Origin of the sequence: Muriventricola aceti (assembly GCF_025567565.1) — a bacterium.
GTDB classification, from domain to species: Bacteria; Bacillota; Clostridia; order Oscillospirales; family Oscillospiraceae; genus Lawsonibacter; species Lawsonibacter aceti.
Genome location: NZ_JAOQKF010000011.1, coordinates 24,580 through 40,918, shown reverse-complemented (window position 1 = coordinate 40,918; position 16,339 = coordinate 24,580). Strand labels below are relative to the sequence as shown.

The following is a 16,339-nucleotide window of genomic DNA, read 5'->3' as shown; positions in this document are numbered from 1 at the left end:
TTTATCATGTTATTCCTCGTCCGGAATGGAGCTCTCCTCGCGTTCAGCCCCAGAGGGCATTCGCTCTCCGGCGGGGAAGGAATTGTTGGACAGTAGCGCATATCCATAGCCCAGCAGAGAGAGGAGAAAGGCAGCGGTTAGAGCTAGCTGGAACCAGCTGGGGCCGTCAGCCAGAGAGATTATCCCCAATGAGATGCCCAGCGAAGCGCAGAAGGTAAGCAGCTGAGGGTGGGAGCGGCCAAAGAAGAAACCAGCGGCGAAGTAGTGGCACAGCATCATCAGAATGGTAGCTGCCAGGGAGAAGCCGTACCGCATGGCGACGGGGTCAGTGCCGTGGAGCAGGTGGGTGGCAAACAGCCAGCACAGCCCGGTATAGCCTGGAAGGACAGAGAGCAGGGAGGTCAGCCGGTCCAGCTGGCCCCGATAGGCGGCCCGTCCGACCAGCAGCAGGGCGGCTCCGGAGCCAAAGGTGAGCAGGACCGTCAACAGCAGGACGGGCAGCAGGGCGGCGGGATAGGCGGACAGGTAGGCGTCCCGGCTGATGCGGAAGAGTTGGAACTGGTCCATCCACTCCAGCAGGCCCAGCAGGCCGGCCCCTAAAAAACAGAAGCCGGAGGCGGTCATCAGTCCCATAAAACCGGGAGAGGGACAGAAAAAGGCGTCCAGGAATCCCTCCGGCCTCCTTTTTCCACGGCAGAGGACAAGAAAGGCCAGGACCAAGAGAGCCGTCAGGGCGAGCAGGGCAAAGGTGGCCGGCGCCCCGTGGAGATAGAGTTGAGTCTGGGCGTCATAGGCGGACAGCCACTGCCAGCGGCGCAGTCCAAAGCCCGCCAGGCCGCCCCCCAGGGCCAGACCCGGCAGGATGATTTCTTTTCGCATTGTATTGTGTGCCTCCTTAAACGGAGAAAGAAGTCGTGCCCACTATCATATACCAGTTTCCTCCAAAAAGCAACAGATATACCAGAGGGCTGCGGGCCTGGAAAAAGAGGGCCTATTTGCCGCCATTCCAGCGGTCCTGGCCTTTCCCGCCGAACTGGAACCACAGGGCCAGAATCAGCAAGATGACACCGATGATTGTGCAGGCGCCGCTGAACAGGGGGGAGATGAGCCCGTTCCGCTCGAGCAGCACGGTAATGGACAGAAAAACCAGATTGCCAAAGAGCAGGGTGCGGGCAGTGGGGTCCATCCGCTTCCTGGCGCGGTCCTTCTCGTCGGCCAGCTTGGCCTGGTTGGCCTGGCGTTTGGCATTGATGGTGGACTGGGAGTGGCGCTTTTTATACTTCTTGTGGCTCATGGGTCAGGGAGCTCCTTTCGTATCTGTGAGGAATCAGGGGGTAATGGTGGCCCCACCTACCACCGTGTCACCGTCATACAGGACCACGGCTTGGCCGGGAGTGATGGCCCGTTGAGGCTGGTCAAAAGCGAGGTGGATGGTGTCCGGCCCGGTCTGCTCCACAGTGCAGGGCTGCTCCGCCATGCGGTAGCGGACCTTGGCCCGCAGGCGGACAGGAGCAGAAAGGTGGTCACAGGCGATGAGGTTCAGATTCGCCGCCGTGAGGGTGGAGCCATACAGGCTGTCATTGCAGGAGAGTACCACGGAGTTATCCTGGGGCCGGACCTCCTTGACATAGAGGCGCCCACGGGTGGAGGATACCCCCAGCCCCCGCCGCTGGCCCAGGGTGTAGTCGATGATGCCGGTGTGGGCCCCCAGGACCGCTCCGCCCTCATCTAAAAAGGGGCCGGAGGGATAGCTCTTTCCAGTATACTGGCGGATAAAGGAGCCGTAGTCCCCGTCGGGGATGAAGCAGATGTCCTGGCTGTCCCCCTTCTTGGCGTTGATGAGGTCAGCTTGGGCGGCAATGGAGCGGACCTCCTCCTTGGACAGAGCGCCCAGGGGAAACAGGGAGCGGGAGAGCTGCTCCTGGTTTAGACCAGCCAGTACATAGCTCTGGTCCTTCTCTGGATGGGCCGCCTTCTTCAGCAGCCAGCGGCCGCTCCCCCGGTCCAGCTCCAGCCGGGCGTAATGGCCGGTGGCCACCTTATCCCGGCCTGACTCCAAGGCCTGCTGGAGTAAAAAGCCGAATTTGACATACCGGTTGCAGACCACGCAGGGATTAGGGGTAAGCCCCCGCTCATAGGCGGAGGTAAAGGTGTCCAGAACATGGGAGCGGAAGGGGGCGCGGGCGTCAAGCACATAGAAGGGAATACCCAGCTTCCCAGCCACGGCCCGGGCGTCCTCCACGCCATCTGGAGGTCTGTCATCCTCCCGGCTCCCGTTGACCAGCGAGCCATCAAACATCTTCAGCATAACGCCCACTAGGTCGTGTCCCTCCTGCTGAAGCAGCCAGGCGGCGGTGGAGCTGTCCACACCACCGCTCATGGCCACAGCGATTCGATTTTGCATATGGGGACACCTCCTGCCGGGACAAATAAGGGTCAATCCGGCGATTTGCCGAAATTCGTTACAAAGTATATCACACTTTGGCCCTTGTATCAACCAAAAAGGCCAGAAAGAGGAAAGAAAGTTCCCGTTTTCTCTCGTTTCTTCAAAAAATATATGTTGTATCCGTTGGTAAAAAATAAGAGGCGACATACAAGATGTAGTGGACAAAACAAAAAGGACATGGTATACTTCTCCCCTGACAGTGTCTGGCGGCCATGCCGCCGGTTAGATAGTATACCATAAAGATACGGGAGAGGGAGACCAGCTATGAAAGTGATCAAGCGCGATGGGACCATCGTGGATTATGACCGAAGCAAGATCGTTACCGCCATCGAAAAGGCCAACGCCGAGGTGCCGCCGGAGGAACAGCTTGACCGGGCGCGCATCGACGCCATCATCGACCACATCGAGGGACTCAAGCGCCAGCGGATGCTGGTGGAGGACATCCAGGACCTGGTGGAGCAGGGGCTGGTGGAGGAAAACAAGTTCCACCTGGCCAAGACCTACATCATTTACCGCTATAACCGGGCCCTGGTACGCAAGGCTAACACCACCGACGAGTCTATCCTCTCTCTGCTGCGCAACGAGAACCAGGAGCTGGCAGAGGAGAACTCCAACAAGAACACCATGATCGCAGCCACCCAGCGGGACTATATCGCCGGGGAGGTGAGCCGGGATCTGACCCGGCGCATCCTGCTGCCCGAGCATATCTCCAAGGCCCACGACGAGGGGACCATCCACTTCCACGATGCAGACTACTTTGTCCAGCCCATTTTTAACTGCTGCCTCATCAACATTGGGGATATGCTGGACAACGGCACTGTGATGAACGGCAAGCTCATCGAGAGCCCCAAGAGCTTCCAGGTGGCCTGTACCGTCACCACCCAGATCATCGCCTGCGTGGCCTCCAACCAGTACGGAGGGCAGAGCGTGGATATGAGCCATCTGGGCAAGTATCTCCGCCGCAGCCGGGAGAAATTCAAAAAGCACATCGCCTATGAATGTGCCGGACAGGTGGACGAGGCTACCCTGGAGCGGCTGGTGGCCGACCGTCTGCGGGATGAGCTGAAATCCGGTGTCCAGACTATCCAGTATCAAATCAATACCCTGATGACGACCAACGGACAGTCCCCCTTTGTCACTCTGTTCCTCAACCTCCAGGAAGATGACCCCTATCTGGAAGAGAACGCTATGATCGTGGAGGAGGTGCTGCGCCAGCGGCTGGAGGGTATCAAGAACGAGAAGGGGGTTTACATCACCCCCGCCTTCCCCAAGCTGGTGTATGTGCTGGACGAGCACAACTGCCTCAAAGGGGGCAAATATGACTACATCACGGAACTGGCCGTCAAGTGCTCCGCCAAGCGGATGTACCCCGACTATATCTCCGCCAAGAAGATGCGGGAGAACTATGAGGGCAACGTGTTCTCGCCCATGGGCTGCCGCTCCTTCCTGGCCCCCTGGAAGGATGAGAATGGGAATTATAAGTTCGAGGGCCGCTTCAACCAGGGAGTGGTCTCCCTCAACCTGCCCCAGATCGGCATTCTGGCCAGGGGGGATGAGGAGAAGTTCTGGACGCTGCTGGAGGAGCGGCTGGACCTGTGCTTCGAGGCCATTATGTGCCGGCACAACGCGCTGAAAAACGTGAAGTCCGACTCCTCACCCATCCATTGGCAGTACGGGGCAATCGCCCGCCTGCCCAAGGGGGCTCCCATTGAGCCACTGCTGTACGGCGGGTACTCCTCCATCTCTCTGGGTTATATCGGGCTGTACGAGGTGACTAAGCTGATGAAGGGCTGCTCCCACACCCAGCCGGGCGGCACAGAGTTCGCCCTCAGGCTGATGAACCGGCTGCGCCGGGCCTGTGACGACTGGAAGAAGGAGACGAATATCGGCTTTGCCCTCTATGGCACACCCGCCGAATCTCTGTGTTACCGCTTCGCACGCATTGATAAGGAGCGGTTTGGCACGATACCTGACGTAACTGACAAGGGGTATTATACAAATAGTTATCATGTGGACGTGCGGGAACACATCGACGCCTTTGAAAAGTTCACCTTTGAGAGCCAGTTCCAGAAGATTTCCACCGGCGGGTGCATCTCCTATGTGGAGATCCCCAATATGCGCCACAATCTGGAGGCCATGAAGGAGGTTGTCCGCTTCATCTATGACAATATCCAATACGCCGAGTTCAATACCAAAAGCGACTACTGCCAGGTGTGCGGCTTCGACGGGGAGATCGTCATCAACGACGACAACCAGTGGGAGTGCCCCTGCTGCCACAACAAGGATCGGTCCAAGATGAACGTCACCCGCCGTACCTGCGGCTATCTGGGAGAGAACTACTGGAACGTGGGCAAAACCAAGGAGATCAAGTCCAGAGTGTTGCACCTTTAAGTGAATTAGAAATTGAGGAGGTCGGCTGTGATGGGTCCGTTGCCCCTGTGTTCCCATTTCTAACTCCTTATTCCTCATTCCGGAAAGTTTGGAGGTTTTGCCATGAACTATGCCGACATTCGCCCCATCGACGTGGCCAATGGGCCGGGAGTACGGACTTCCATCTTTGTGTCTGGCTGTACCCACCACTGCAAAGAGTGCTTTAACCCGGAGACTTGGGACTTCGCATACGGTCAGCCCTTCGGCGGGGAGCAGATACAGGAGATACTGGATTGCCTGTCCAAACCCTACATTCGTGGTTTGTCCCTGCTGGGGGGCGAGCCCTTCGAGCCTCAGAACCAGCGGGCGGTGCTGGAACTGGTCCGGGCGGTCCGAGCCCGGTTTCCAGAAAAGGACATCTGGTGCTACTCCGGCTATCTGTTTGAAAGCCTTCGGGACAGCCAGGTGGGAGAATACAGCCAGGAGCTGTTAAAGGAACTGGATGTACTGGTGGACGGGCCCTTTGTCCTGGAAAAGAAGGATTTGTCCCTCCGGTTCCGGGGATCGTCCAACCAGCGGTTGATTGATGTGCCCGCTTCACTGAGAGCGGGGGCGGCAGTGCTGTGGGACGGTGCGGAATAAAATAGAGAACGGGAGCCCCGGCGGTACCGCCGGGGCTCCCGTTTCATTTAGAGGACGCACAGGGGAGGGCCATCCAGAGGGATAACCCGGTCCGCCATGGACAGGATATCCTCCTCGTGACTGGACAGCAGGATAGGCAGGCCCAGTGCCCTCATCCTGTCCATGATACGCCCGGCCCGCTCCCGGTCCACCCCGGCAAAGGGCTCATCCAGCAGATAGAGCCGGGCGGGGAGGGACAGGCACCGGGCCAGAGCCAGCCGTCTGCCCATGCCGCCGGACAGGGCGGGGGGATAGACGGATGCTTCGCCGCCCAGCTCCACCAACTCCAGCAGTTGGGACACGTCCTTCCAGCGATCCTTGGGCAGTACGTCAGTGAGGTGCTGTCCCACCGACCGCCAGGGGAGAAGGCGGTTTTCTTGAAACAGGATAGCGATCTCCCTGGGACTGATGCCGGAGACCGTGCCGCTCTGGGGCCGCTCCAGACCGGCCAACACCCGCAGCAGGGTGGTCTTGCCGCAGCCGGAGGGACCCCGCAGGGCGGTGATGCCGGCGTCGGGGAGGGAGAGGGAAAAGCGGTCCAGCACCTTTTTCTCTCCAAAGGAGACGCTGAGTAATCGACAGGAGATCACAACTGAGTCCCCCCCTTCTGCTCCAGCATCAGCCGGAGTCCACGCTCCAGCGCCAGGCTGAGGGCCACCACCACAGCGGTCCAGGCAAAGAGATCCGGGATTTCCAGAGAGAGCTTAGAACTGTAAATCTGAGTGCCCATGGCCAAAGAGGGGGTACATAGCACCTCGGCGGCCACACCGGATTTCCAGGCCAGACCCACAGAGGTGATGAGGGCGGAGAGAAAGTATGGCCGGAGAGAGGGGAGATAGATCAGCCGTATGGCCTTGCTCCGCGAGAAGCGGTAGGCGCGGGCCAGCTCCAGAAGCTGGGCGTCAGTGGCCTCGATGCCGTGGACCAGGTTCTCCCACGTAACCGGCAGAACCATAAGGGCGGAGATGATGGCAGGTACCTGGTCCCGCTGCGTCCATAGCAGGACCAGCAGGATAAAGGAGACCACTGGGGTAGCCCGGATGATTCGGATGGGCGGGCACAGGAGCCGGGCGGACCAGGAGCTGGCGCAGGTAAGACCGGCCAGCAGTCCGCCCAGCACCACTCCGGCGAACAGGCCCGCTGCCACCCGGAGAAAGGTGGCCCCCACGGAGGCCCAGAAGGAAACCTGTCCTACCAGAGCGGCCAGGGCGGCCAACACGGTGAGGGGGTAGGGAAGGAGCAGCTCGTTCCCCCGGCCCTCCACATGAAGCTCTACCAACCAGGCGGCAAGCTGCCAAGCCCCCAGCCAGAAGGCCGGGGGCAGCAAGGCGCGGATGAAATTGGGCCGCCCTTTACTCCCCGCCATAGTAGAAGGCGTCGTAGGGCATCCCGCCGCCGATGGAAGCGGGGTCAGTACGGAATAGAACGGCGTAGTAGCCCTCCAGAGCGGCGCGCATCTCCTGGCCCGTGAGGAAGGTCAGATTGCACTGGGGAATGGACGCCTGGGCCACCTGCTCATTGGGAGCGATGCCGTATTTCGCCACCAGGGCGGCTCCGTCAGCAGCGTTGCCCTCCTCCGTCATGAAGGTGATGGAGTCGCCGTACAGGTCTAGCAGAGCGTCGATCAGCATGGGATTTTCCTGGATGAATTCGGTTCGGGCTACCACGCAGCCCATGGGCAGGACCCCTTGATCCAGTTTCTCCCACTCGTCAGACAGGGACAGGGCCTGACGCACGCCGGTGTCCTGTACCATCAGGGCGGTGGCGGCGGGGACAGGGAGCATACAGATGGCCTGTTCCGAGGAGACCATTTTAGCCGAAACCTCCTGGGCGGTCATCCACTGGATGTCTAAGGTAGAGGGGTCCACCCCGTTTGCCGTGAGGAGATGGTCCAATACATACTCCGGGTTTGCTCCCTGGCCAGTGGCGTAAATTGTCTTGCCCCGCAGGTCAGCCATAGAGTGGACGCTGTCCCCTTTCTCCAGAATATAGAGCACCCCCAGAGTGTTGACCGCCAACACCTGAATGGCCCCATCGCTTTTGGTGTACAGATTGGCAGCCACGTTGGTAGCGATGGCGGCCACATCGGCGGAGCCATTGACCAGGGCATCGGTGACCTGATTGTTGTCCGCCACAACAGTAGTGTTCAAAGTAAATGGGGCGTCTGTGGGGGCGCTGCCGGCAGCGTAGCTGTCCACCAAATAAGCGGCCCCGACGCCGGTAGGACCGCTGAGGACCATAAAGTTGATCTCCGGAATATCAGACGGGCCGGGAATCTCCTGGGACGAGTCGCCTGACGAGGAACCGCCGGAGGAGATGTCCCCGGAGGCAGAGCTGGAGGAGTCGTTCTCACTGGCGCTTGGTTTACAGCCGGCTAGGCTGGCCAGCACCAGGGCGGCGCACAGCAAGAGAGAGAGTTTTCGTTTCATGTGGATCATCCTTTCTGATAGAGCGGTGGGGACAGAAGCTCACAGGAACCCTTCCAGACCGGCTGGGTCGGAGATGGAGATGGTCTTTCCGTGGCGGGAGATGAGGCCGCTCTCCTCCAGGGACTGGAAAGCCCGATAGAGGGAGGCACGGCTCAAGCCCAGCCGCCGGGCCAGGTCGGTGGCGGCACAGGTGAGCTGCCCCTCCCGGACATTGGCCAGCAGGTACCGAGCCAGTTTTCCCTCGGCTCCGGACTGGACCAGGGATTGCAGCCTGCCGGACAGAAAGCGGATTCGGCCGGTGAGGTAGCACAGGTAGTTTTCCCGGAGCGGCCCGTCCTGAGCCAGTAAGCGGTCCATGCTGTTCTGAGGCAGCATCAGGCAGCGGCTGCTCCGCCGAGCGGTAATGGTGGTAACAAATTCCGGAGCCTCGGTGTACAGGGCGGCGGCTCCAAACAGATCCCCAGGCTCCAGATAGCTGACGGTCAAAGTCCCCTTGGTGACCTGAAGCCTGCCGGCTAGCAGAATGCCCAGGCAGCGGCAAAAATGGCTTGGACTATACACCATGGCCCCGGTGGGAAAGAACTCCAGCCGGCCCTCCTGTGTGATTTGGTCCAACAGGGCGGGGGAGCAGTGCCGAAGGAGCGGGCAGCCCTCCAGAATCTCCCAATCTTCTTGGTTCAGCGGCAGAACAGGCACCTCCAAACTGTCTTATTTGATACAGAATGATTGTATGACAGGGGAGAGGAAAAGTCAACCCCGGCTCTGGGTTCCAGAACCGGGGCCAGGGAGTCGATCCTTCCCTGGAGCGTACAGCTCCGGACGGAAGATCCCATCCACCCTCCGACTCAGCTTCTGGAGGTGGGCAGGCTGCTCTGTGATAGCGGCAGGGCCGCCTTCCGCTGCGCTGTCGTCCTTTATCGGCTGGCCAGATAGGCCGCCGGGCCGCTCTCATACAGATCCCCGCCGTGGGCGTCCAGGATAACGGTAAGGGGGAAGTCCTCCACCTCCAGGCGGCGCACGGCCTCACAGCCCAGATCTTCCCAGCAGAGGACCTCCAGCGCCTTCACGCTGGACGCCATCAAGGCCCCCGCGCCCCCCAGGGCGGCCAGGTAGACGGCCCCATTCCGGACCACGGCGTCCTTGACTGTTTGGCTGCGTTTGCCCTTGCCGATCATGACGGCTTGGCCCAGGTCCAGCAGGCGGGGGGAGTAGGCGTCCATCCGGCCGCTGGTGGTAGGGCCGGCGGAGCCGATGACCTGTCCGGGGCGCTCTGGGGTGGGGCCCACATAGTACAGGGCGGAGCCCTCCACAGGGAAGGGCAGGGGCTCCCCCCGGTCAAGCAGCTCCATCATGCGCTGATGGGCGGCGTCCCGGGCGGTGTAGACCGGCCCGGACAGCAGAACGGTGTCTCCCGCCCGGAGGGGGGCTAAGTCATCCTTTGACACCGGGGTGGTCAGACGATACTGCATGAAAACAGCCTCCTTAACTGATTGGATGGGTATACAGGGTTACAGGTGGTCCGACAGAAAGCGGTGGATCGTATCCGCGAGCTCTTGTGGGCGGCAGCGGTACAGATCGTGGGGAAGGTCTAACAGATGGAGAGAGGAGACGGAAAAAGCGGAGAGATACGTTCTTGCGCACATCCGCCATTCCTCCTGGGGGAGAGGGGTGCCCTTGCCGTTGGAAACCAGGAACAGCGCGGGGACAGAGGCTGGCGGCCCCTCCTGCTGTACCTGACGGATGGAGCGGGGCAGGTCCCTTGCCTCATTGACCCATACGACACTGACGAAGTTCCGGCGGGCGGCAGGGGCCAGTTCCCTCCGTTCCGAGGCGGGGAAGCGCCTCAGCAGGGCGCGGGAGGTAAGGCGGAAGAGCAGCCCGCGCTTCCAACTGGAGCGATGGAGGTCCTCCAGCCGGCGATGGACAGTCTCCAGCTCCATGTGCTGATAGACCTGCGGTACAGCGGGGTCCAGCCCAACCAGAGCGGAGACCTCCTCCGGATATTTGCGGGCCCAGTGAAGGGCCTCCAGAAAGCCCATGCTGTGGGCGGCCAGCACCACTGGAAGAGGGCGCTCCAAGGCGGCCAGCACGCCGCGGTATTCCTCTACCACAGTGTCTACATCTCTGGGGGCATCTGTCAGGCCGCTGTGTCCATAGCCGAATTTGGAGGGGATGAGGACCGAGTACCATGGGCTCAGAGCGTCCGCCAGAGGGGCATACTCTAGTCCGGGGAACAGAATGTTGGAACCGGACAGAATGAGAAGGGTGACCGGTCCGACGCCCGTGCAGGATACCTGGAGGCTCCGGCCGTCTATGGCAATCATTTTTTCGTCCATGGCGGGCACCTCCCGATGAGCGCTCACAGTTCAGTCGAGGCCCGGCGGGTGACGTGACAGCTGACATTCACCGCCACGGGCAGCCCCGCCACATGGGTGGGGGCGGTCTCTACGGCCAGCCCCAGGCAGGTGGTCCGGCCGCCGAAGCCCTGGGGCCCAATGCCCAGGCCGTTGATTTCTTCCAGCAGCTCCGCCTCCAGGGCGGCGTAGAAGGGGTCCGGATTGGGCTGGTCAATGGGACGGAGGAGAGCGTGCTTGGCCATGGCGGCCACTTTGTCAAAGGAGCCGCCGATGCCCACACCCAACACCACAGGGGGACAGGGGTTGGAGCCGGCCTGCTTTACGGTGTCCACCACAAAGCGCCGGACGCCCTCCACCCCGTCGGCGGGCTTGAGCATGGCTAGCCGGCTCATGTTCTCCGAGCCGAAGCCCTTGGGAGCCACGGTGATGGTGCATCTGTTCCCCGGCACCAGCCGCAGGGTGATGGCGGCGGGGGTGTTGTCCCCGGTGTTTACCCGCCGCAGGGGGTCGGCCACAATGGATTTGCGGAGATAGCCCTCCCCGTAGCCCCGCTGGACTCCTGTGTGGATGGCCTGCTCAAAGTCCCCCTGAATATGGACCTCTTGGCCCAGCTCCACAAACACACAGACCATTCCTGTGTCCTGACAGATGGGGAGCTCCTTCTCCCCGGCCAGCTCCAGATTGTCCCACAGCAGGCCCAATGTCTCCTGAGCCAGGGGCCAAGGTTCCTCACGGCGGCTCCGGGCCAAGGCGGCCACGACGTCGGGGGGGAGCTGGGTGTTGGCCCGGACACACAACCGGGCCACTGCGTCGGTGACGGCGGCGGAAGAAATGGTCCTCATATTGGTTACCTCCCGGAATGGATAATCGTTTGATTGGGATGATTGTAACATAGCCCAGTGTGAAATTCAATTTTCTGCTGTTAGTTCCAGGAAAACAGCCGGACCGGGCAAAAGCCGGTCCGGCTGTTCATACCAGGGCGGTGTATAGCGCCCCCACCACCAGCGCGGGGAGCAGGTTGGCGACCTTAAACTTGTTGCCGAAGGCAAGATTGACGCCTACACAGAAGATGAGGATAGAGCCCAGAAAGGACAGATTGTCCACCACAGCGGGGCTGAACACCGGAGCCAGAAGTCCGGCGCACAGAGTGACTGTGCCCTGGAGCGCACCTACGGGCAGAGCTGAAAAGACAGCCCCCTTGCCGTAGGTGGAGGAGAAGATCATGACGATGATCAGGTCGAGGACGGATTTGGTGAACAGGGTGGAGGGGTCTCCGGTCATGCCGTCCTGGATGGAGCCTACGATGGCCATAGCCCCGACACAGACCGTGAGAGAAGCGGTGACGAAGCCCTGGATGAACTGACTATCCTCCCCACGGGAGGCCTTCTCCTTCAGCCAGCCCCCCAGCCGCTCCATCCGGCCATCCAGATCCAGCCACTCACCCAGCAGAGAGCCGGCGGCGAGGGCCAGTATCATGCCCAGAGTGCCCCTGGTGTCCAGCCCAGTGAGTACCCCGTCCCGGACCGACAGCATCCCGTTCAGGGCGCCAGCTCCACCGATGAAAATGATGCACAGGCCCATGGCCTGGATCACAGCCTGCTGATAGCGGGCCTTGAGTCCTCCCTTCAGGACCAGGCCGGCACAGCCTCCCGCCAGAATGGCCAGAACATTGACCACAGTACCGATCCCCGCCAAAGACGATCCCTCCCAGCCGGGGCCGATGTGGCCCCGCGCGACTGGATTTATTATAGTGCTTCGACGGAAAATGTCAAAGGAAAAGAATTTGCATTAGGTAGGATGATATGATACAATTAATAAAAATTCGGCCCAGGGCCAAGAGGAGGAATATTTTATGAAAATCGTAGTATTGGACGGCTATACGGAAAACCCCGGCGATCTGAGCTGGGACGAGCTGGGAAAGCTGGGCGAGCTCACTGTCTATGACCGTAGCAGCCTCACTGATGAGGACGAGGCTATCGCCCGCATCGGCGACGCCGAGGTGGTCTTTACCAATAAGACTCCCATTACCAAAAAGGTTATCGACGCCTGCCCCAACATGAAGATGATCAGTATGCTGGCCACCGGCTACAATGTGGTGGACTATGTTTATGCCAGGGAAAAGGGCATTCCCGTCACCAACGTGCCCACCTACGGTACCGCCTCCGTCAGCCAGTTCTCCATCGCCCTGCTGCTGGAGATCTGCCACCACATCGGCCACCATGACGCCTCCGTCCATGCCGGCAACTGGGCCAACTGTGTAGACTGGTGCTACTGGGACTATCCCCTGATCGAACTGGAGGGCAAGACCATCGGTATCATCGGCTTTGGCCGCATCGGCCAGGCTGAGGGCCGGATCGCCAAGGCCCTTGGTATGAACGTGGTGGCTTATGACCTGTATCCCAACGACTCCGGCCGGGCCATCGCCGAGTATGTGGACCTGGATACCCTGTATGCCAGGGCCGATGTCATTTCCCTGCACTGCAACCTGACGTCCGAGAACACCGGCATGATCAACAAGGACTCCATCGCCAAGATGAAGGACGGCGTCATTCTGATTAACAATGCCCGTGGCCAGCTCATCCACGAGCAGGATGTGGCCGACGCCCTGAACTCCGGCAAGATGGGAGCCGCCGGCCTGGACGTGGTGTACACCGAGCCCATCCGTGCCGACAACCCTCTCCTGAAGGCCAAGAACTGCATCATCACCCCCCACATCTCCTGGGCCCCCAAGGAGAGCCGCCAGCGCATCATGGATACCGCGGTGGAGAACGTCAAGGCCTATCTGGCCGGCGCCCCCATCAACGTGGTCAACCGCTGAAAAACTGGAAAACAGCAGCAGAGCCGCCCATGGAAACATGGGCGGCTCTTTTGCGTTCAGGGCACGTTTTCCCTCCATACTGAAGCGGCCGACCGGGCCAGCTGAATCAACCCCTCGGCCAGCGTCCGGCGGGTCCCGTCCCGGTCGTCCGCCAGAGAGCGCAGGGCGGCCTGGAGGTTCCTGGGCTGAAGCAGGTCGGCGGTGGTGCTGGCCTCTCCGGCGGACAGCAGCTGAAAGAGGGAGTCCACGAACTGACTCCGCTCCTGGGGGGACAGACCGGCCAGCCAGCCCTTAATAGCCTGGTCGGCCATCCGGCTGCCGGGAGTGATCTCTTCCGCCTGGACGAAGGAGCCCCCCTCCACCTCCCAGGAGTAAGGGTCGTGCTGGAGCAGGCCGATTTGGCGGCTCCGCACCACGGTATGGGGCTCGTCGTGTTCCAACAGCAGTCCCACCACTGAGGACTGGGGAATGAAGGTGTGCAGCCGGGTCAGCAGCTCCTGGTAGCCCGGACTGTCCAGCACCAACCGGGTGAAGCCGGGGCCGTCGTTGTTGTAGATGGCCAGGATCCGGTCCCGTACTTTGATCCGGGCCAGGGCGCCGGCAAAGACAGCCAGATTGCCTCCCTTGGAGTGGCCGCCCAGCCGGAGGGAGCCAGGAAAGAGAGAGGCAAACCGCTCCACATAGTCCAGGGCCGCCTGTTGGGCGGGGACAGCGTCCAGGAAGCTCATGCTGAAGTCCTCCTTCCAGCCCACTAGGGTGGCGTCGGTGCCCCGGAAGGAAAGAAAGGCGGAGCCATCATCCAACAGAACGGCGATGGCGGCGAACTGCATCTCCTCCTCCGGAACAAAGCGGTCCTGAGCGAAGGCCAATCCCAGGGGAGAAAAGCGGCGGCATCGGGCCAGAGCGGCCAGCAGCTTTCGGTCCAAAGGGCATCGGACACGGCCTCGCCGCCCCTCTGGCAGGGCCAGATAGGTTTCCGCCGCCTTTCCAAGAGAGATAGGACCGCGCAGGTCTGGAGGGACCAGGTTGTCGAAGTGGACATAGGACAGGATGGACAGAATCAGGCCGTCCACCGGGTTGAAGGGGGCCTGGCTCATGGGGATATCTCCCCGCCAGGCCAGGTAGTCGAACAGATCGGACAAAGGTTTCAGGCTCCTTTCCGGGGAAAACGGCGTCCTCCAGCCCCCTTTCCCGCATATCCCCGCCCACCACCGCATAGGATGGACCAACAAGAGGCGGGGAGTGTTGTTTTTGAAAGGAAACATGGAGGAGCGGGCCCAGCGCCTAGCTCTTTACATCATAGAGAACCGGGCCACGGTCCGTACCGCCGCACAGAAGTTTGGAATCAGCAAGAGCACCGTACATAAGGACCTGGCCGAGCGGCTGCCTGTATTCAACAGGACACTCTACCTCCAGGTCAAGGGAGTCCTGGAGGAGAACAAGGCCGAGCGGCACATTCGGGGAGGGATCGCCACCCGGAAGAAATACAAAGGGGCCTGAGAACGGACAGTGGATCGGGGACGCCACCGGGCGGCCCCGATTGCTTTTTGCTTCCTCCTATGATATCATATGCCTGAATGTGAATCTTGAAGGGGGACAAGGCCCATGAGCTACGCAGACCAGATATTCATCCAGAATTGCAGGGAGATCCTATCCCATGGGGTGTGGGATACGGACCGGGAGGTGCGCCCCCGATGGCAGGACGGCACGCCCGCCCACACCGTCAAGCTGTTCGGCGTGGTCAACCGTTACGACTTACGGAAGGAATTTCCCATTCTGACGGTCCGGAAGCAGTTCCTGAAGTCAGCGGTGGATGAGCTGCTGTGGATCTGGCAGAAGAAATCAAACAACATCCATGAGCTGAACAGCCATGTGTGGGACGCATGGGCAGACGAAAATGGCTCAATCGGCAAGGCATACGGCTATCAGCTGGGGGTGAAGCACCACTACCCCCAGGGGGATATGGACCAGGTGGACAAGGTGCTGTGGGACCTAAAGCACGATCCCGCCTCCCGCCGCATCATGACCAACCTGTATAACCACCACGACCTTTCCGAGATGGCCCTCTACCCCTGCGCTTACTCTATGACCTTCAATGTGTCGGGCCGCACCCTCAATGGGATCTTGAATCAGCGCAGCCAGGATATGCTCACCGCCAACGGCTGGAACGTGATGCAGTATGCCGTTCTCCTGCACATGCTGGCCCAGGTATCCGGACTGGAGGCGGGGGAACTGATCCACGTCATCGCGGACGCCCACATCTATGACCGTCATGTGTCCGTAGTGGAGGAGCTGCTGGAGCGGGAGCCCTATGAGGCCCCCCGGTTTATCCTGGAGCCCTCCGTCACAGACTTTTACAGCTTTACCCCCTCCAGTGTGAGGCTGGAGGGATATCAGGCCCATGCCCTGGATCAAAAGATCCCGGTAGCCGTATAGAGGTGGATCTGCTATGGAACTGATCGTGGCGGTGGACCAGAACTGGGCCATTGGGCGGGGAGGGGATCAGCTGATCTACATCTCCCAGGACCTCAAGCGATTCAAAACGTTGACCACTGGGCACCCGGTAATCTTGGGCCGAAAGACCCTGGACACCTTTCCCGGCGGCCGCCCCCTAAAGGGACGCAGGAACCTGATTCTGTCCCGCAGCCCCGGCTTCGCCCCGGAGGGGGCGGAGGTGTATCCCGACATGGACGCCCTGCTGGCCGCGGCGCCGGAGGATAGCTTTGTAATCGGCGGCGCTTCGGTGTACCGGGCCCTCCTGGACCAATGTTCCACCGCCTATGTGACGAAAATAGAAGCTGCCTTCCCGGCGGCTGACTGCTGGTTCCCCGACCTGGATAGCCGTCCGGAGTGGAGGATATCAGAGGAGAGCGAATCCCAGGAGGAAGATGGAGTCAAGTTCCGGTATGTGACTTATCGAAAGGAGGAATGACGACCATGAAAAAACTGATTGCGGCCGGGCTGGCCTGTGCTCTGACACTGACTGTGGGGGGCACTGTGTTTGCGCACCATCAAGGCCGGACGGAAATATCCGTCCCCTGGATCCACTGTGATGGGGACGGCGACGGCCTATACGGTCGCTGTGCTGGCCGGCGGGATATGAACTTCACAGATGAGGATGGGGATGGTGTCTGTGACAACTGGATAGGCTGTCAGACGCCCGGCCGGGGCGAACACCACGTCAGCGGCCGTCATCACCATGGGTAAGTAAAAAGATTCCGGTACCAGCGGTACCGGA

General features: G+C 60.8%; 19 protein-coding genes. 7 read left to right on the top strand and 12 right to left on the bottom strand.

What is annotated here, in order from left to right:
• Nucleotides 1-9 precede the first annotated feature (9 nt).
• From OCV64_RS12090 to mnmA, 3 genes are all read right to left on the bottom strand, one after another.
• Nucleotides 10-879 carry a hypothetical protein gene (locus tag OCV64_RS12090; RefSeq protein WP_262670175.1) on the bottom strand — a complete coding sequence of 290 codons (870 nt, stop codon included), beginning with the start codon at nt 877-879 and terminating at the stop codon, nt 10-12.
• Nucleotides 880-991: 112 nt separating this feature from the next.
• Complete coding sequence (locus OCV64_RS12085) at nt 992-1,294, bottom strand: hypothetical protein (protein ID WP_147573227.1); 303 nt, start codon at nt 1,292-1,294, stop codon at nt 992-994.
• A gap of 33 nt (nt 1,295-1,327) precedes the next feature.
• Complete coding sequence (gene mnmA / locus OCV64_RS12080; protein ID WP_262670174.1) at nt 1,328-2,404, bottom strand: tRNA 2-thiouridine(34) synthase MnmA; 1,077 nt, start codon at nt 2,402-2,404, stop codon at nt 1,328-1,330.
• 306 nt (nt 2,405-2,710) lie between these two features.
• Between mnmA and nrdD the strand changes: the two genes are divergently transcribed.
• Nucleotides 2,711-4,837: an anaerobic ribonucleoside-triphosphate reductase gene (nrdD, locus tag OCV64_RS12075; protein WP_186851839.1), complete on the top strand. Its 2,127-nt coding sequence runs from the start codon at nt 2,711-2,713 to the stop codon at nt 4,835-4,837.
• Nucleotides 4,838-4,939: 102 nt separating this feature from the next.
• Complete coding sequence (nrdG, locus tag OCV64_RS12070) at nt 4,940-5,458, top strand: anaerobic ribonucleoside-triphosphate reductase activating protein (protein ID WP_262670173.1); 519 nt, start codon at nt 4,940-4,942, stop codon at nt 5,456-5,458.
• A 47-nt stretch (nt 5,459-5,505) separates the two neighbouring features.
• Here the strand turns inward: nrdG and OCV64_RS12065 are convergent, their stop codons facing one another.
• The 8 genes from OCV64_RS12065 to OCV64_RS12030 form a co-directional block, all read right to left on the bottom strand.
• Nucleotides 5,506-6,087, bottom strand: a complete 582-nt coding sequence (locus tag OCV64_RS12065; protein WP_262670172.1) for an ATP-binding cassette domain-containing protein — start codon at nt 6,085-6,087, stop codon at nt 5,506-5,508.
• A complete protein-coding gene (locus OCV64_RS12060) occupies nt 6,084-6,863 on the bottom strand; it encodes an ABC transporter permease (protein ID WP_262670171.1) in 780 nt (259 codons plus the stop codon). The genes OCV64_RS12065 and OCV64_RS12060 overlap by 4 nt, the downstream gene beginning before the upstream one ends.
• Entirely contained in the window at nt 6,850-7,926 is a 1,077-nt protein-coding gene (locus tag OCV64_RS12055) for an ABC transporter substrate-binding protein (RefSeq protein WP_262670169.1), read from the bottom strand. The genes OCV64_RS12060 and OCV64_RS12055 overlap by 14 nt, the downstream gene beginning before the upstream one ends.
• 39 nt (nt 7,927-7,965) lie before the next feature.
• The gene (locus OCV64_RS12050; protein WP_262670168.1) at nt 7,966-8,622 is read right to left on the bottom strand and encodes a Crp/Fnr family transcriptional regulator; all 657 of its coding nucleotides are present in this window, start codon (nt 8,620-8,622) and stop codon (nt 7,966-7,968) included.
• A 218-nt stretch (nt 8,623-8,840) separates the two neighbouring features.
• Entirely contained in the window at nt 8,841-9,395 is a 555-nt protein-coding gene (locus tag OCV64_RS12045) for a Fe-S-containing hydro-lyase (protein WP_147573238.1), read from the bottom strand.
• 39 nt (nt 9,396-9,434) lie between these two features.
• Nucleotides 9,435-10,262, bottom strand: a complete 828-nt coding sequence (locus OCV64_RS12040) for an alpha/beta fold hydrolase (RefSeq protein ID WP_262670167.1) — start codon at nt 10,260-10,262, stop codon at nt 9,435-9,437.
• A 23-nt stretch (nt 10,263-10,285) separates the two neighbouring features.
• Nucleotides 10,286-11,125 carry a fumarate hydratase gene (locus tag OCV64_RS12035; protein ID WP_262670166.1) on the bottom strand — a complete coding sequence of 280 codons (840 nt, stop codon included), beginning with the start codon at nt 11,123-11,125 and terminating at the stop codon, nt 10,286-10,288.
• Nucleotides 11,126-11,252: 127 nt separating this feature from the next.
• Complete coding sequence (locus tag OCV64_RS12030) at nt 11,253-11,978, bottom strand: DUF554 domain-containing protein (RefSeq protein WP_262670164.1); 726 nt, start codon at nt 11,976-11,978, stop codon at nt 11,253-11,255.
• A 157-nt stretch (nt 11,979-12,135) separates the two neighbouring features.
• Here OCV64_RS12030 and OCV64_RS12025 point away from each other — a divergent pair, with 157 nt between their 5' ends.
• Nucleotides 12,136-13,101: a D-2-hydroxyacid dehydrogenase gene (locus OCV64_RS12025; RefSeq protein ID WP_262670163.1), complete on the top strand. Its 966-nt coding sequence runs from the start codon at nt 12,136-12,138 to the stop codon at nt 13,099-13,101.
• Nucleotides 13,102-13,157: 56 nt separating this feature from the next.
• Here the strand turns inward: OCV64_RS12025 and OCV64_RS12020 are convergent, their stop codons facing one another.
• A complete protein-coding gene (locus tag OCV64_RS12020) occupies nt 13,158-14,243 on the bottom strand; it encodes a DUF2974 domain-containing protein (RefSeq protein WP_262670162.1) in 1,086 nt (361 codons plus the stop codon).
• A gap of 109 nt (nt 14,244-14,352) precedes the next feature.
• Here OCV64_RS12020 and OCV64_RS12015 point away from each other — a divergent pair, with 109 nt between their 5' ends.
• The 4 genes from OCV64_RS12015 (at nt 14,353) to OCV64_RS12000 (ending at nt 16,308) form a co-directional block, all read left to right on the top strand.
• The gene (locus tag OCV64_RS12015; protein ID WP_147573246.1) at nt 14,353-14,601 is read left to right on the top strand and encodes a sporulation transcriptional regulator SpoIIID; all 249 of its coding nucleotides are present in this window, start codon (nt 14,353-14,355) and stop codon (nt 14,599-14,601) included.
• A 105-nt stretch (nt 14,602-14,706) separates the two neighbouring features.
• Nucleotides 14,707-15,537, top strand: a complete 831-nt coding sequence (gene thyA / locus OCV64_RS12010; protein WP_147573248.1) for a thymidylate synthase — start codon at nt 14,707-14,709, stop codon at nt 15,535-15,537.
• A 13-nt stretch (nt 15,538-15,550) separates the two neighbouring features.
• Entirely contained in the window at nt 15,551-16,033 is a 483-nt protein-coding gene (locus OCV64_RS12005) for a dihydrofolate reductase (RefSeq protein WP_147573249.1), read from the top strand.
• A gap of 5 nt (nt 16,034-16,038) precedes the next feature.
• Complete coding sequence (locus OCV64_RS12000) at nt 16,039-16,308, top strand: hypothetical protein (protein WP_262670161.1); 270 nt, start codon at nt 16,039-16,041, stop codon at nt 16,306-16,308.
• Nucleotides 16,309-16,339 lie beyond the last annotated feature (31 nt).

Excerpts from the sequence above, each read along its gene's own strand:
- thyA (WP_147573248.1), top strand. The coding sequence starts at position 14,707 with ATGAGCTACGCAGACCAGATATTCATCCAGAATTGCAGGGAGATCCTA.
- mnmA (WP_262670174.1), bottom strand. The coding sequence starts at position 2,404 with ATGCAAAATCGAATCGCTGTGGCCATGAGCGGTGGTGTGGACAGCTCC.
- OCV64_RS12060 (WP_262670171.1), bottom strand. The coding sequence starts at position 6,863 with ATGGCGGGGAGTAAAGGGCGGCCCAATTTCATCCGCGCCTTGCTGCCC.
- OCV64_RS12005 (WP_147573249.1), top strand. The coding sequence starts at position 15,551 with ATGGAACTGATCGTGGCGGTGGACCAGAACTGGGCCATTGGGCGGGGA.
- OCV64_RS12090 (WP_262670175.1), bottom strand. The coding sequence starts at position 879 with ATGCGAAAAGAAATCATCCTGCCGGGTCTGGCCCTGGGGGGCGGCCTG.
- OCV64_RS12085 (WP_147573227.1), bottom strand. The coding sequence starts at position 1,294 with ATGAGCCACAAGAAGTATAAAAAGCGCCACTCCCAGTCCACCATCAAT.
- OCV64_RS12000 (WP_262670161.1), top strand. The coding sequence starts at position 16,039 with ATGAAAAAACTGATTGCGGCCGGGCTGGCCTGTGCTCTGACACTGACT.
- OCV64_RS12025 (WP_262670163.1), top strand. The coding sequence starts at position 12,136 with ATGAAAATCGTAGTATTGGACGGCTATACGGAAAACCCCGGCGATCTG.
- nrdD (WP_186851839.1), top strand. The coding sequence starts at position 2,711 with ATGAAAGTGATCAAGCGCGATGGGACCATCGTGGATTATGACCGAAGC.
- OCV64_RS12045 (WP_147573238.1), bottom strand. The coding sequence starts at position 9,395 with ATGCAGTATCGTCTGACCACCCCGGTGTCAAAGGATGACTTAGCCCCC.
- nrdG (WP_262670173.1), top strand. The coding sequence starts at position 4,940 with ATGAACTATGCCGACATTCGCCCCATCGACGTGGCCAATGGGCCGGGA.
- OCV64_RS12035 (WP_262670166.1), bottom strand. The coding sequence starts at position 11,125 with ATGAGGACCATTTCTTCCGCCGCCGTCACCGACGCAGTGGCCCGGTTG.
- OCV64_RS12055 (WP_262670169.1), bottom strand. The coding sequence starts at position 7,926 with ATGAAACGAAAACTCTCTCTCTTGCTGTGCGCCGCCCTGGTGCTGGCC.
- OCV64_RS12040 (WP_262670167.1), bottom strand. The coding sequence starts at position 10,262 with ATGGACGAAAAAATGATTGCCATAGACGGCCGGAGCCTCCAGGTATCC.